Genomic DNA, 14,698 nt, shown 5'->3' with positions numbered 1-14,698 from the left:
GAAAGGTAGACGCCCTGGTCAGGCCGCTGGCGCGGGCGGAAACACTCCGGCTTGAATGGTTGTTGCACCAGACCGGCGACAACAGGGATGTGGATGACGATGACGACGACGATGACCAGCCGGCGGATTCGGCTCTCGGTGCTCGGCCCGGTGCGCGCCTGGCGCGGCGACCAGGAACTCGACCTCGGCGCCCCGCAGCAGCGTGTCGTGGTCGGCGTCCTGGCGCTGCGCGAGGGACGCCAGGCGACCCTCGAGGCGTTGATCGACGCGGTGTGGGACGGCGATCCGCCGCGCACCGCCACGTTGACGCTGCGCACCTACATCTCCCGATTACGACAGATCTTCGGTACGGACGTGATCGCGACCGTCAACGGCGGCTACCTGATGCGCCTGGAACCGCACGCCCTGGACCTGACCGAGTTCACCGCCGCGGTGACCCGGGCCCGCACCGCGCGCGACGGCGGCGACCACAGCACCGCCGCCCAGGCGTTCCACCACGCCGAGAGTCTGTGGCACGGCTCCGCCCTGGCCGACGTGCCCGGCGCCTACGCGGCAGCCCAGCGCGTGCGGCTCGAACGGGAACGGCACACCGCCACCGAGGAACGGCTCGCCCTGGACATCGGCACCGAACGGGCCGGCGCCGCCGTCATCGACCTCACCGCCCTGGTCGAGCAACACCCCCTCGACGAGGGCCTGAGCGGGCTGCTCATGCTCGGCCTGTACCGCACCGGCCGGCAGGCCGCGGCCATCGCCGAGTACCAGCGGATCCGCGCCCGGCTCGCCGACGAGCTGGGCCTCGACCCGGGCGCGGCGCTGCGCGACGTCCACCAGCGGATCCTCACCGGCGAGCCGGTCCCGGCCCTGGCCGCGCCGGTCTGGGAGCAGCCCGCCGTCGCCGTGGTCACCAGCGCCCCCGAGCAGCTGCCGCTGGGTATCCGGGACTTCGTCGGCCGCACCGCACTGATCGAGCAGCTCACCGAGGTCCTCGTCACCCGCGAGCCGGGCACCCCGGTGGTCGGGATCGTCGGGCTCGGCGGCATCGGCACCAGCGCGCTCGCCCTGCACCTGGCCCACCGCATCCGGCCCGAGTTCCCGGACGGGCAGCTCTACGCCGACCTGCGCGAGGACCGGGACGTGCTGACCGGTTTCCTGCGTGCCGTGGGCGTGCCGGCCGCCGACATCCCGCACGACCCGGCCGACCGGGCCGCCCTGTGGCGCACCGTCACCTGCGGCCGCCGCCTGCTCGTGCTGATCGACCACGCGCGGACCCGGGCCCAGGTCGCCCCGCTGCTGCCGGCCGGCACCGGCAGCGCCGTGATCCTCACCGGCGGCCGGCGCATCCCCGAACTGCCGGTCACCCGCTGGGTGTCGCTGTCCGCGTTCGAGCCGGAGGAGTCCGTCGAACTGTTCCGGCGCGTCGCCGGCCGCGACCGCGTCGACACCGAACACCGGGCCGCCCTGGACTTCGCCGACGCCTGCTCCCACCTGCCCCTGGCCGTACGCCTCGGCGCCGCCCGCCTGGCCGCCCGCCCCGGCTGGTCGGTCGCGTCGATCGGCGAACGCCTGCGCGTCGAGATGCGCCAGCCGGTCGCTGTCCACGAGGACTGCATCCTGGTCGAGGCCCCGTTCGAACGCGACCTGGCGGTCCTGCAGGCCGCCGACCCGCTCGCCGCCGTCGCGTTCGGCCTGGTCGCGCTGGTCGACGACGACGAGGTCACCGTCGACACCGCGGCCCGCCTGCTCGACCTGCCGGAAACCGAGGCCGAACGGCTCATGGAGACGATGGTCGACGCCCATCTGGTCGAGCCGACCGGCTACCAGCGCTACCGCTACCTGGACATCGTCCGGTGGTTCGCCCGCCGCAAGGCCATCGCCGCCCACACCCAGGCCTACCGCGAAGCCGTCCTCGGTCGCCTCGGCAAGCCGTTCCCCGCCTCCCTCCCGAAACGCGCCCTGCGCGCCGTCTAGCACCACGCCGGCGGGGCCGGCCCTTTTTTGAGATCTGTCGATGCTTGACACACTCGCCAGGGATGGAAACACTAAGGAAACATTTCTGAGAGCGCTCTCTCGCCCAGTCCGCGGGCCGGTCGAGGGTGAGGCCGCGTGCCCATAGAAAGCAGGACAGCAATGGCAGTTGTCCCCCGACGGCGCGGTTTGCTCGCGCTGCTCGCCCTGATCCTGGTGGCGGCCGGCCTCACCGTCGGCGGCGGTCAGGCCGCCCTCGCCGCGATCACCGGCAACACCATCACCGGCCCCGGCGCCAAGTGTGTCGACGTCAGCGGCGACGACACCGGTGTCAACGGCACCCCGATCCAGCTCTGGGACTGCCAGACCACCAGCGCCGACCAGCACTGGACGTGGAGCGGGACCGCGCTGACCACGATCGGCCGCTGCCTGGACGTGACCAGCGCCGGCACCGCCAACGGCACCGTCCTGCAGCTGTGGGACTGCAACGGCACCGGCGCCCAGCAGTGGGTCCAGCAGGCCGACGGCAGCCTCAAGAACCCGTCGTCGGGCCGCTGCATGGACTCCCCCAGCGGTGCGACCGCCAACGGGACCCGCCTGCAGATCTGGGATTGCAACGGCACCGGCGCGCAGAAGTTCGCGGTCGGGACGACGCCGACGAACCCGGGGACGTGCCCGACCTACTCCGACACCCCGGACCTCGGCGCCAACGTCCACATCTACGACCACTCGATGTCGGACGCGGCCATCCAGTCCTCGCTGGACAGTGTCTTCAACGCGCAGAAGGACACCCTGTCGGCCCAGTTCGGCACGCGGCGCGACGCGCTCGTCTTCAAACCCAGCACCACGCCGTACAACGTGGGCGCCAACATCGGCTTCAACACCTCGATCCTGGGCCTGGGTCAGAACCCCGATGACGTACGGATCAACGGCGCGGTCACCGTGGACGCGTTCAACGCCAGCGACGCCGGCAACGCGACGCAGAACTTCTGGCGGTCGGCCGAGAACCTGTCGGTCAACACCAACGGCGGCACCAACCGCTGGGCGGTCGCGCAGGCCGCGCCGTACCGTCGCATGCATGTCATCGGTGGACTGAATCTGTTCCCGGCCAGCTACGGCTGGGCCAGCGGCGGCTACATCTCCGACTCGAAGATCGACGGGAACGCCGAGTCCGCGTCCCAGCAGCAGTGGTACACCAAGGACAGCACGCTCGGCTCGTGGAGCGGCTCGAACTGGAACATGGTGTTCTCCGGGACCGGTGGCGCCCCGGCGACGAACTTCAACACCGACCCGGCCGCCGGCCCGCGCTACACGACGCTGGCCACCACGCCGATCTCGCGGGACGTGCCGTACCTCTACCTCGACTCGGCCGGCAAGTACCGGGTCTTCCTGCCCTCGCTGCGCACCAACGCCTCGGGTCCGAGCTGGGCCGGCGGCAGCACCCCGGGCACCTCGTTGCCGATGAGCAACTTCTTCGTCGCCAAGCCCACCGACTCGGCCGCGACGATCAACACGGCCCTGGCCAACGGGTGCAACCTGTTCTTCACGCCCGGCATCTACCACGTCAACCAGACCCTGCACGTGACCAAGGCCAACACGGTCGTGCTGGGCATCGGCTACCCGACGATCATCCCGGACAACGGCGTGAACGCGATGGACGTGGCCGACGTCGACGGCGTACGTCTCAAGGGTCTTCTGTTCGATGCCGGAACCACCAACAGTGACACGCTGCTCAAGGTCGGCCTGGCCAAGACCGCCGTGTCGCACGCGGCCAACCCGACCACGGTGCAGGACGTGTTCTTCCGGATCGGCGGCATGGTCGCCGGCAAGGCCACCAACAGCCTGGTCGTCAACACCAACAACACGATCATCGACCACACGTGGGCGTGGCGGGCCGACCACGGCGCCGGCATCGGCTGGGCGGTCAACACGGCCGACAACGGTCTCACCGTCAACGGCGACAACGTCCTGGCCACCGGCCTGTTCGTCGAGCACTACCAGAAGAACGAGGTCGTCTGGAACGGCGCCAACGGAAAGATCGTCTTCTTCCAGAACGAGATGCCCTACGACCCGCCGAACCAGGCCGCCTGGATGAACGGCACCCAGAACGGCTACCCGGCGATCAAGGTGAACAACGCGGTCACCACGTTCGAGGCCTGGGGCCTGGGCAGCTACTGCTTCTTCAACGTCAACAACTCGGTCGCCTCGGCCCACGCCTTCGAGGTCCCCGCGGTCGCCGGCGTCAAGTTCCACAACATGGCCGCGGTATCTCTCGGCGGCGTCGGCACCATCTCCCACATCATCAACAACACGGGCGCGGCGGCGAACTCCAGCTACAACAACTCCTACCTGGTCAACTTCCCTTAAAACCCGATTGATGGGTACGTGCGGTGGCCGGGCCCGAGCGCAGGGTCCGGCCACCTCATTGCGCCGGTACCGGACCGGGCGCGTTGATACGATCAAGAGCGTGACCGGTCTGCCGGATTCCTCCCGATCGGTGCAGCCCGAAGCGGTCGACTTCCAGGCGCTGTTCGAGTCGGCTCCCGATCTCTACCTGGTCCTGGATCCGGACCTGCGGATCGTGGCGGCCACCGATGCCTACCTGCAGGCCACCCTGACCAGGCGCGAGCAGGTGCTGGGCCGGGGCATCTTCGAGGTCTTCCCCGACAATCCCGACGACCCGCGGGCGACCGGCACCGCGAACCTGCGCGCGTCGCTGCACCGGGTCCTGGATCTGCGGACGCCGGACACCATGGCGGTGCAGAAGTACGACGTCGAGCGACCGGCCGAGGCCGGCGGCGGGTTCGAGGAACGTTACTGGAGTCCGCGCAACAATCCGGTCCTCGACGCCACCGGCGACGTGATCTACATCCTGCACCAGGCCAAGGACGTCACCGAGTTCGTGGCGCTGCAGCAGCACGGCAGTAACACCCGGCGGGAGACCGACGAGCTGCGCGAACGCACGCAGCACATGCAGGCCGAGATCCTGCGCCGGTCCCAGGAACTGCACGAGGCGAACCAGGCCCTACGGGCGGCCGACGACGCCAAGAACGGCTTCCTGTCGCGGGTCAGCCACGAGTTGCGTACCCCGCTCAACGCGATCCTGGGCTTCAGCGAACTGCTCTCGTTCAGCGAGATCGACGACGAGCACCGCACGTGGGCCGGGCTGATCTACAACGCCGGGCGGCACCTGCTGGCCCTGCTCGACGACGTCCTGGACATCACCCGGATCGAGGGCGGTCACCTGGCCCTGACGATCGAACCGGTGCGCGTCGGCGCCCTGCTCACCGAGGTCCTGGACCTGGTCCGCCCGATCGCCGACGCGGCCGCCGTGCAGCTGACGCCGCTGCCGGAGATCCCGCCCGAGTCGTGTGTCGCCGCCGACCGGCAGCGGTTGCGCCAGGTGCTGATGAACCTGCTGTCCAACGCCATCAAGTTCAACCGTCCGAGCGGCACGGTGACCGTCACCGTGCGGTCCCGGCCGGCTCACCGGCTGCGGATCGAGGTCGCCGACACCGGGCGCGGTATCGCCGCCGAGTCGCTCGGCGCCCTGTTCACCCCGTTCGAGCGACTCGACGCCGCGAAGGCCGGTTTCGAGGGCACCGGCCTGGGGCTGTCGCTGTCGCGGCATCTGGTCACCAGCATGCACGGCCAGATCGACGTGACCAGCACCCAGGGCAAGGGCAGCACCTTCTGGGTCGACCTGCCGACCGCCACACCCCCGGACGATAACCGGGGCGCCGGCGACGGACCCGGCCCGCTCGCCCCCGCACGCCACGAACGTCCGGTCCGGGTGCTCTACGTCGAGGACGTGGCCGAGAACGTGCGCCTGGTGACCGACGTGCTCGCCCACCGGCCGGCCGTCACGCTCACCTCGGCCACGCACGCGGCGCTCGGCTTCGACCTGGCTTGCCAGGAACGTCCCGACCTGATCCTGCTCGACCTGCACCTGCCCGACATGCCCGGCGAGGAGCTGCTCGCGCTGCTCAAGAGCGAGCCGGCCACCGGTGGCATCCCGGTCGTCGTGCTCAGCGCCGATGCGACCGAGCACAGCCGGGCCCGGCTCCGTGATGCCGGTGCCACCGCCTATCTCACCAAGCCCATCGCCGTGCGCGACCTGCTCGCCACCGTCGACAGCATCCTGCCGGCCACCGCACCGGCCCGGGACGTCTGAGAACCCCTGGTTTCAGGGATCCCATACCGGTCCATAGATGGCGCTATGGGCTGTGACCAGCGTGACCATGGCCCCTAAGCCTACTGCGGGGCTAGGGTTTGGTCAGGTACTCGCAAGATCAACTCAAGGGATCCCCCGATGACGCAGGACGTAGCGGCGCGTGAGCACGCCGGCTGGCTGGAGGATCGCCGCCGGGCGGTGACCGGGGCCACCGGCAACCTGGCCCTGATCGAGACACGGTGGGGCACCGACGATCCGGACGCCGCCCTCGACGGGCAGCCGACGACCGTGACCGCGACCCGGCTGCGCCGGTGGAATCCACTGACCAGCGTCGAAGAGCACGGCGTGCGCCTGTGGGACGCGGCCTCCCCGGCGATCCAGGCATTCGAGCGGATCGACACCTTCCCGTACGACCCGGCCTGGGTTCTCGAGGCGCGCTACGCCGACGTCGCCGACGACCGCAAGGTGCCGTTCGAGCACGCGCAGGACGCCGGGTTCACCCGTGACCTGCCGGTCCCCGGTGACCTGTTCCTGAGCCTGGACGGGCGGGACTACACGCTGAGCGCGTTCGACGACGACGGGACGCTGCTGCTGGTCTTCGGCGACCCGACCAACCGGACCGACACGTACGGCTCAGGGCGTTTCCTGTTCGTCGAACGCGAACCGGGAACCGACCGGGTCGTCCTGGACTTCAACAAGGCGTTCGTGCCGCCGTGCGGCTTCTCGGAGCACTACAACTGTCCGCTGCCGCCGCCGCAGAACCGGCTCGCCGTGCCCGTCGAGGCCGGCGAGAAACTCCCCCTCTTCCGAACCGACCTGGAGAAATAGCCGTGCGAAAGATATTGGCCGCAGTCACCGCCCTGAGCCTGGCCGGGCTGCTGGCCGCCTGCGGCGGTGGCGGCACCAAGACCGCGACCGACAGCGCGGCCGCCACCATCCAGATCGGCTCGGTCTACGAGCCGCAGAACCTGGACAACACCGCCGGCGGCGGGCAGGGCGTCACCGAGGCCCTCAACGGCAACGTGTACGAGGGACTGTTCCGGCTCACCGACACCGGTGCCGTCGAGCCGCTGCTCGCCCAGGACCAGAAGGTCAGCGACGACGGTCTCACCTACACGTTCACGCTGCGGCCGAACGTCAAGTTCCACTCCGGCAAGGCGCTGACCTCGGCCGACGTCAAGGCCAGCATCGAGAAGGTGACGGCCGAGAACTCCAAGTCGGCCCGCAAGAGCAACCTGTCGGTGATCAAGTCGATCGCCACCCCGGACGACGCGACCGTGGTGGTCACGCTGTCCAGCCGGTCCATCTCGTTCGTCTACAACCTCAGCTACGTGTGGATCGTGAACTCGGCCGCGACCGACCTCACCACCACCGCCGACGGCACCGGACCGTACAAGCTGGGCGAGTGGAAGCGCGGGTCGACGCTGAGCCTGACCCGCTTCGACGGTTACTGGGGCACCCCGGCCAAGAACGCCGGCGTGGTCTTCCACTACTACACCGACGCGACCGCGCTGAACAACGCGCTGCTGACCAACGCGGTCGACGTGGTCACCAGCGAGCAGAGCCCGGACGCCCTGGCCCAGTTCAGCAGCAACTCGGCCTACAAGGTGAACAACGGCAAGTCGACGACCAAGCTGCTGCTCGCCTTCAACGACAAGGTCGCGCCGTTCACCGACGTGGCCGTGCGGCAGGCGGTCAGCCAGGCCATCGACGACAAGAAGCTGCTGTCGTCGATCTGGGGCGACTACGGCACCCTGATCGGCTCGATGGTCCCGCCCAGCGACCCCTGGTACGAGGACCTGACCTCGGTCAACGCCTACAACGTGGACAGCGCCAAGCAGCTGCTGGCCGGCGCCGGCTTCCCCAACGGCTTCACGTTCACCCTGGACACGCCGAGTTACGACCCGCACCCGACCGCGGCCACCTTCATCAAATCCGAGCTGGCCAAGATCGGCGTCACCGTGAACATCAACACGATCACGGCCGACGAGTGGTACACGAAGGTCTACCAGAAGCACGACTTCGCGGCCACGCTGCAGGAACACGTCAACGACCGCGACGTCGTCTGGTACGGCAACCCGGACTTCTACTGGGGCTACGACAACAAGCAGGTCACGACCGAGATCGACCAGGCCGAGCAGGCCAAGACCACCGACGAGCAGACCGCGCTGCTCAAGCAGGCCAACAAGACGATCGCGACCGAGGCGGCCAGCGACTGGCTCTACCTCTACCCGCAGATCGTGGTCGCCTCGTCGAAGCTCTCCGGCTACCCGGTCAACGGCCTCAACGCACAATTCTTCGCGTACGGCATCACGAAGAGCTGATGAGTCGTTATCTCGTGCGGCGGACAGCGATCCTCATCGGGTCGCTGTTCCTCGCCGCGGTCGTGCTGTTCGTGCTGCTCCGGCTCCTGCCCGGCGACCCGGCGAACGCCCTGCTCCCGGTCGGCGCCACGCCCGAGCAGATCGAGGCGGCCCGCCGGCAGCTGGGCACCGACGCGTCCCTGCCGTCGCAGTTCCTGGACTGGCTGCGCGGCGTCGTCACCCTCGACCTCGGACACTCGCTGATCAGCACGCTCCCGGTCGGCCCGGAGATCACCGCCCGGCTGCCCGTCACGGTCCCGCTCACCCTGGCCGCGTTCGTCCTGGCCGTGCTGGTCGCGGTGCCGGTCGGCGTGCTCGCCGCGACCCGGGCCGACCGCTGGTACGGGCCGGTGCTCAACGCGATCGCCCAGCTCGGCATCGCCGTCCCGGCGTTCTGGCTGGGCCTGCTGCTGATCACCGTGTTCGCGCTCAACCTGAAGGTCCTGCCGGCCGGCGGCTTCCCACCGGACGGCTGGGCCGACCCCGGGACGGCCGTCGAGTCGCTGGTCCTGCCGGTCGTCACGGTCGCGCTGGTCATGTCCGCGTCGCTGATCCGGTACGTGCGGGCGGCCACCCTGGACGTGCTCGGCGCCGACTACCTGCGCACCGCCCGGGCGCTCGGCGCGACCGCGCGCGAGGCGTTCTGGCGGCACGGGCTGCGCAACGCGGCCGTGCCGGTCATCGCCGTGCTGGCCATGGAGCTGGCCACCACGTTCCTCGGCGCCGTGGTCGTGGAGAGCGTCTTCGCGCTGCCCGGCCTCGGCAGCCTGCTGGTCCGCGGGATAAGCCAGCACGACTACCCGGTCATCCAGGGCGTGATGCTGGTCAGCACGGCCACCGTGCTCGTCGTCGGCTTCCTCGGCGACGTGACCCAGCGACTGGTCGACCCCCGGCTGCGGCTGCGGAGCGCGTCGTGAGCCGCCGGCGGTCGGTGCACCTGGCCATCGGCCTCACCCTGGTCCTCATCGTCGTGGTCGCGGTCGTGGTGTCGTACGTCTGGCTGCCCTTCGCCCCGGACGACACCTCCGGCGGTAGGCTGGCTCCCCCGGGCGGCGACCATCTCCTGGGCACCGACAAGCTCGGCCGGGACCTGTTCACCCAGCTGCTGATCGGCGGGCGCATCGCGCTCGGCACCGCGCTCGGCGCGGTCACCGTCGGGGGCGTGCTCGGGGTGAGCGCCGGACTGCTGGCCGGGTTCGCCACCCGCTGGCTCGACGACGCCGCCGCGGTCACCCTGGACATCCTCATCGCGTTCCCGACACTGCTGCTGGCCATGCTGATCGTGGCCGGCACCGGCGCGTCGCTGGGCACGGCGATCCTGGCCATCGGGCTGGCCATGGCCGCGATCGTCGCCCGGCTCACCCGGGTGCTGGTCAAGCAGGTCCTGGCCCGCGACTACATCACCGCCGCGCGGATCGCCGGGATCTCCTGGCCGCGGATCGTGCTCGACCACGTGCTGCCCAACATCGGCCCGGTCGTCCTGGTGAACCTGTCCCTGCAGGCCGGGCTGGCCGTCCTGGCCGAGGCCAGCCTGTCGTACCTGGGGCTGGGCACGCCGCCGCCGAACGCGTCCTGGGGCCGGATGCTCTTCGAGGCCCAGGCCACCGTGCTGACCGCGCCGACCGCCGCCCTCGCCCCCGGCATCGCCCTGGTCATCCTGGTCATCGGGATCAACCTGAGCGCCGACGGGCTGCGCGACCTGACCGACCCGACCCGCCTGCGGAGCGACCGATGAGCCTTCTCGACGTCGACGGCCTCACCCTGCGCGATCACTCGGGGAAGGCGCTGGTCGACGACGTGTCGTTCACCGTCGAGGCGGGTGAGCGGGTCGGGCTGATCGGCGAGTCCGGCTCGGGCAAGTCACTGACCGCGCTCGCCGTGGCCGGGCTGCTGCCGGCCGGGATCACGGCGACCGGCTCGGCCACGGTCGACGGGGTGGACATGGTGGGTGCGCCCGAGCGCGAACGCAACGCCGTACGCGGAAAGGTGGTCAGCACTGTCTTTCAAGAACCGCTGACCGCTCTCGACCCGTTGATGACCGTGGGACGGCAGATCGGCGTGCCGCTGCGCCGGTTCCGGGGGCTGCGCGGCAACGGGCTGCGGGACGCCGTGCGGGAAGCGCTCGACGAGGTGCGGCTGACCGATACCGATCGGATCGCCGGCTCCTATCCGCACCAGCTCTCCGGCGGCCAGCGGCAGCGGGTGGCGATCGCCACGGCCCTGGCGTGCCGGCCGCGGCTGCTGCTGGCCGACGAACCGACGACCGCGCTCGACGTGACCGTGCAGGCCGAGATCCTCGACCTGCTCGACCGGCTGGTCACCGCGCACGGGACGGCGCTGCTGTTCATCACCCACGACCTGCCGGTGGCCGCGCGGGTCGCCCGGAACACCCACGTGCTGCGGGCCGGGCGGATCGTCGAATCCGGGCCGATCGGCGAACTCGTGGCCCGGCCCGCACATGAGTACACGCGCTCGCTCGTCGAGGCGGCACGCCGTTTCGACACCGCACTGAAGGGCCTGGCCCGTGACTGAACCCATCGTCGAGGCCGATCAGGTCGGATTCGCCTACGGCAAAGGCGCGGCGACGCTCACCGACGTGTCACTGGCGGTGCATCCGGGGCGCAACGTCGCCCTCGTCGGCGAGTCCGGGGCGGGCAAGACCACGCTGCTGCGGCTGCTGCTCGGGCTGACCCGGCCCACCAGCGGCGTCATCCGGTTCGACGGGCAGCCGCTGGTCCCGGCCCGGTTACGCGCGTATCGGCGGGCCGTGCAGGCGGTGTTCCAGGACCCGTACTCGTCGCTCGACCCCCGTCAGAGGATCGCCCGCATCGTCGGCGAACCGCTGCGCGGGCTCGGCCTCGGCACCGACCCGGCGAAGGTCGCGGCCGCCCTGGACGCGGTCGGGTTGCCGGCCGACGCCGCGAGCCGCTACCCGCACGAATTCTCCGGCGGGCAGCGGCAACGCATCGCCATCGCCCGCGCCATCGTCTGCGACCCGCGGCTGCTACTGGCCGACGAGCCGGTCAGCGCCCTGGACCTGACCACCCGCGTACGCATCGTCGACCTGCTCGCCTCTCTCTGCGCCGGACGTGACCTGACGATCCTGCTGGTGTCACACGATCTCGGCGTGGTCGCGGAGCTGTGCGCACACACCGCGGTCCTGCAGCACGGCCGGCTGGTCGAGCAGGGCGACACCGCCGCGGTGCTGGGTGCGCCGACACATCCGTACACCCGGACCCTGCTCGCCGGTGTCCCCCGGCTGCCCGGATAGAGCTCGCTGGATAAAGTCCGCACATGCTCGTCTGGGTCGCATCCTTTCCCCGCTCCGGCAACACCTTCCTGCGCATCGTCCTGAACCGCCTGTACGGTGTGCGCACCTCGACCATCTACGACATCGACGGCGTCGCCGCCCGCCTCGGCCCGGACCTGATCGGCTTCACCGAACGCCCTGCGGACCTGGCCGAGTTGCGAGCATCCGACGAGCCGCACTTCGTCAAGACGCACCGGCAGCGCGATGCCGAGGTCGACGACCGCGACCACGCGGTCTGCCTGGTCCGGGATGGACGGGACGCACTGGTCTCCTGGGCCCGGCAGGCCAGTGAGCAGAATCCGGGCCGCTACGAGACCGAGCTGCGGGCACAGATCCTGCGGGACAAACCGACCGGCACCGGCAGCTGGGGAAGCAACGTCCTCAGCTGGTTGCGCCCGCCGGCCGAACATCGTGTCGTGCTGCGCTACGAGGACCTGACACGCGATCCGTGGGCCGTCGTTCCGCCGGTCGTCACCGCGCTGACGCCCGGCCTGGCAATCCGGCCGGACGCCGTCATCCCGTCGATGGACGAGCTGCGTCGACACGACGACCGGTTCTTCCGCCGCGGACGTACGGGCAGCCATCGCGACGAACTCCCCGACGAGCTGCACGAGCTGTTCTGGTCACGGGCCGACAACCGGGCCGCCATGGCGCTGCTGGGTTACGGGACCGGCCGTTGACAGGTGTGACGGCGCCTGTGAAACCGGCGTGACGGTTCGTCGATACGTTCGATCCATGACGCGTACGCTCGCCACGATTGCCGGTGCCGGCGGGTTTCCCGGGCCGTATGAGCTGGCGCTCGACCCGGGACGGTCGACGCTCGACACCGCGAAGCTGGTGGCCCGGCGGGCCGAGGCGGCGCGGATCGACGCGCTGTTCGTGCCCGATCTGCTGGTGTTCGGGGCGCAGGGCACGATCGGGGCGCAGGAGCCGCTGATCTTCGTGGCCGCGCTCAGCCAGGTCACCTCCCAGGCCGGGCTGATCGCGACCGTCTCGACCACGTTCCATCACCCGTTCAACCTGGCCCGGCTCTTCGGCACGCTCGACCACGTGAGCAACGGGCGGGCCGCGTGGAATCTGGTGACCTCGTCGATCGGGGAGCAGAACTTCGGGCCCGGCGAGCTGCCGTCGCCCGAGCAGCGGTACGCCCGCGCGGCCGAGACCATCGAGGTGGTCAACGCGCTGTGGGACAGCTGGCGGCCGGGGGCGCTGCGGGCCGGGCCGGACGGACGGGCGGTGCTGGATCCGGCGCTGATCGAGCCGATCCGGCATGCCGGGGAGTTCTTCCAGGTCGAGGGGCCGTTGAACATTCCGCCGCTGCCGCAGCGCCGGCCGGTGCTGATTCAGGCTGGGCAGTCCGAGGCCGGGATCGCGCTCGGCGCCCGGTATGCCGAGATCGTGTTCACGGCGTTGCCGACCCTGGCCGACGCCCGGGAGTTCACGAGCCGGATCCGTGGGCGGGCGGCGGCTCATGGCCGTACGCCCCATTTGCCGTTGATCTTCAGTTCTTTCCATGCGACTTTCGGGGCGACCGAGGAGGAAGCGCGGCGGCTGGTCCGCGAACGCCTCGACGCGATCGACTACGAACGCGGGCGCGGCCTGGTCGCCGACATGCTGGGCGGCGGCGTGGACCTGTCCGAGGCCAAGCTGGACGAGCCGCTGCCGGAGAGCCTGCTGCCCGAGATCGGCGCGATCAACCGCCGGCGTGGGCGGGCCGAGATCTTCAGCCGGCTGATCCGGGAGGGCCGCACGCTGCGTGAACTGATCCAGGCGGCGCAGGACACCGGGCACTGGTCGGTGGCCGGCACGCCGGAGCAGCTCGCCGACGCGGTTCAGGAACGGTTCGAGGCGGGCGTGCTCGACGTGCTGTCGCTGGGCGGCCTGCACGATGACACGCAGCACGACTTCGTGGTCAACGGCCTGCTGCACGAGCTGCGGAAACGCGGCATCGTCAAGGACGACTACCGAGGGGCGACACTGCGCGAGAACCTGGGCCTCGCACTGCCCTGAGCCACCCCTGCACGGCGGGCTGGCCGAGCAGCACCCCGACCAGAACCAGCACCAGGCCGCAGATCTGCCGGGCGCCGAGCCGCTCCCCGGCGATCGCGGTGCCGAGCAGGACGCCGGTGACCGGGTTGAGCAGGCCGATCAGACCGACCGTGCCCGCGCTCAGGTGCCGCAGCCCGGTGAACCAGGCGGAGAACGCGATCGCGGTGGCGACCACCGTGACGTACCCGAAAGCCGCCAGCGACCGCCCGTTCACCGGCGGCGGACCGCCCTCGACCAGCACGGCGGCCGGGACCAGGAGCACTCCCCCGGCGATGAGCTGCCACGACGTCAGCGAGAAGACGTCGATGTCGCTGCTCCATTTCTTGGCCAGCACGTAGCCGAGCGACGACATCGTCATCGCCGCGACCGACGCCAGCACGCCGCGGATGTCGACCGCGACCGGGCCGGTGAGCAGCATCAGGCAGACGCCGGCGACGCCGATGCCGGCCCCGGCCAGGTGCGCCGCGCGGGGGCGCTCGGACAGGGCGGCCCAGGCCATCAGCATCAGGCCGACCGGCGAGGTGGCCATGATCGTCGAGGCGATGCTGGTCGGCAGCAACTGTGCGGCCAGGTAGATCAGCGCGAAGAACGCGCCCATGTTGAGGCTGCCCAGGACCATCGAGCGCCACCACCACGCGCCGGTCGGGAGCCGCCGGTGCACGAGCAGGAGCAGCAGCCCGGCCGGGAGGGCCCGGATCGCGGCACCCCAGAGCGGGTAGCCGGCCGGCAGATATCGATGGGTCACGAAGTAGGTCGTGCCGAAGGCGATCGGGGCGAGCGCGGTGACGAGAGGCCACCGCAGATTAGCTTCCATGGAAGCGACTATAGCTTCCCCGG

At 70.5% G+C, this 14,698-nt stretch carries 12 protein-coding genes; 11 read left to right on the top strand and 1 reads right to left on the bottom strand.

What is annotated here, in order from left to right; genetic code table 11:
• Window positions 1-93 precede the first annotated feature (93 nt).
• The 11 genes from ACSHV8_RS10480 (at window position 94) to ACSHV8_RS10430 (ending at window position 13,822) form a co-directional block, all read left to right on the top strand.
• Window positions 94-1,968 (top strand): BTAD domain-containing putative transcriptional regulator, encoded by a 1,875-nt coding sequence (locus ACSHV8_RS10480; protein WP_436531796.1) that lies wholly within the window; start codon window positions 94-96, stop codon window positions 1,966-1,968.
• A gap of 159 nt (window positions 1,969-2,127) precedes the next feature.
• Complete coding sequence (locus ACSHV8_RS10475) at window positions 2,128-4,332, top strand: ricin-type beta-trefoil lectin domain protein (RefSeq protein ID WP_436531794.1); 2,205 nt, start codon at window positions 2,128-2,130, stop codon at window positions 4,330-4,332.
• Window positions 4,333-4,432: 100 nt separating this feature from the next.
• Window positions 4,433-6,139 (top strand): ATP-binding protein, encoded by a 1,707-nt coding sequence (locus ACSHV8_RS10470; RefSeq protein WP_436531792.1) that lies wholly within the window; start codon window positions 4,433-4,435, stop codon window positions 6,137-6,139.
• A 138-nt stretch (window positions 6,140-6,277) separates the two neighbouring features.
• Window positions 6,278-6,967, top strand: coding sequence for a DUF1684 domain-containing protein (locus ACSHV8_RS10465; RefSeq protein WP_436531790.1), 690 nt, complete (start codon window positions 6,278-6,280; stop codon window positions 6,965-6,967).
• Between the two features lie 2 nt (window positions 6,968-6,969).
• Window positions 6,970-8,463, top strand: a complete 1,494-nt coding sequence (locus ACSHV8_RS10460) for an ABC transporter substrate-binding protein (protein WP_436531789.1) — start codon at window positions 6,970-6,972, stop codon at window positions 8,461-8,463.
• A complete protein-coding gene (locus tag ACSHV8_RS10455) occupies window positions 8,463-9,419 on the top strand; it encodes an ABC transporter permease (RefSeq protein WP_436531787.1) in 957 nt (318 codons plus the stop codon). The genes ACSHV8_RS10460 and ACSHV8_RS10455 overlap by 1 nt, the downstream gene beginning before the upstream one ends.
• Window positions 9,416-10,237 (top strand): ABC transporter permease, encoded by an 822-nt coding sequence (locus ACSHV8_RS10450; protein WP_436531785.1) that lies wholly within the window; start codon window positions 9,416-9,418, stop codon window positions 10,235-10,237. The genes ACSHV8_RS10455 and ACSHV8_RS10450 overlap by 4 nt, the downstream gene beginning before the upstream one ends.
• Window positions 10,234-11,034 carry an ATP-binding cassette domain-containing protein gene (locus ACSHV8_RS10445; RefSeq protein ID WP_436531783.1) on the top strand — a complete coding sequence of 267 codons (801 nt, stop codon included), beginning with the start codon at window positions 10,234-10,236 and terminating at the stop codon, window positions 11,032-11,034. Before ACSHV8_RS10450 ends, ACSHV8_RS10445 begins: the two co-directional genes overlap by 4 nt.
• Window positions 11,027-11,773 (top strand): ABC transporter ATP-binding protein, encoded by a 747-nt coding sequence (locus ACSHV8_RS10440; protein WP_436531781.1) that lies wholly within the window; start codon window positions 11,027-11,029, stop codon window positions 11,771-11,773. Before ACSHV8_RS10445 ends, ACSHV8_RS10440 begins: the two co-directional genes overlap by 8 nt.
• 23 nt (window positions 11,774-11,796) lie before the next feature.
• Window positions 11,797-12,492 (top strand): sulfotransferase domain-containing protein, encoded by a 696-nt coding sequence (locus ACSHV8_RS10435; protein ID WP_436531779.1) that lies wholly within the window; start codon window positions 11,797-11,799, stop codon window positions 12,490-12,492.
• Between the two features lie 55 nt (window positions 12,493-12,547).
• Window positions 12,548-13,822 carry an NtaA/DmoA family FMN-dependent monooxygenase gene (locus tag ACSHV8_RS10430; RefSeq protein ID WP_436531777.1) on the top strand — a complete coding sequence of 425 codons (1,275 nt, stop codon included), beginning with the start codon at window positions 12,548-12,550 and terminating at the stop codon, window positions 13,820-13,822.
• Here the strand turns inward: ACSHV8_RS10430 and ACSHV8_RS10425 are convergent.
• On the bottom strand, window positions 13,764-14,675 hold the full coding sequence (locus ACSHV8_RS10425) for a DMT family transporter (protein ID WP_436531775.1): 912 nt from the start codon (window positions 14,673-14,675) through the stop codon (window positions 13,764-13,766). The genes ACSHV8_RS10430 and ACSHV8_RS10425 overlap by 59 nt on opposite strands.
• Between the last annotated feature and the right edge of the window lie 23 nt (window positions 14,676-14,698).

Source organism: Actinoplanes sp. HUAS TT8 (genome assembly GCF_051380535.1).
GTDB lineage: Bacteria > Actinomycetota > Actinomycetes > Mycobacteriales > Micromonosporaceae > Actinoplanes.
The sequence above is the reverse complement of the archived record's forward strand: the minus strand, read 5'-3'. Positions and strand labels throughout refer to the sequence as shown.

Bases quoted from the DNA above. Each gene is read 5' to 3' on its own strand.
- ACSHV8_RS10480 (WP_436531796.1), top strand. From the start codon at position 94: ATGACGATGACGACGACGATGACCAGCCGGCGGATTCGGCTCTCGGTG.
- ACSHV8_RS10475 (WP_436531794.1), top strand. From the start codon at position 2,128: ATGGCAGTTGTCCCCCGACGGCGCGGTTTGCTCGCGCTGCTCGCCCTG.
- ACSHV8_RS10465 (WP_436531790.1), top strand. From the start codon at position 6,278: ATGACGCAGGACGTAGCGGCGCGTGAGCACGCCGGCTGGCTGGAGGAT.
- ACSHV8_RS10455 (WP_436531787.1), top strand. From the start codon at position 8,463: ATGAGTCGTTATCTCGTGCGGCGGACAGCGATCCTCATCGGGTCGCTG.
- ACSHV8_RS10445 (WP_436531783.1), top strand. From the start codon at position 10,234: ATGAGCCTTCTCGACGTCGACGGCCTCACCCTGCGCGATCACTCGGGG.
- ACSHV8_RS10435 (WP_436531779.1), top strand. From the start codon at position 11,797: ATGCTCGTCTGGGTCGCATCCTTTCCCCGCTCCGGCAACACCTTCCTG.
- ACSHV8_RS10430 (WP_436531777.1), top strand. From the start codon at position 12,548: ATGACGCGTACGCTCGCCACGATTGCCGGTGCCGGCGGGTTTCCCGGG.
- ACSHV8_RS10425 (WP_436531775.1), bottom strand. From the start codon at position 14,675: ATGGAAGCTAATCTGCGGTGGCCTCTCGTCACCGCGCTCGCCCCGATC.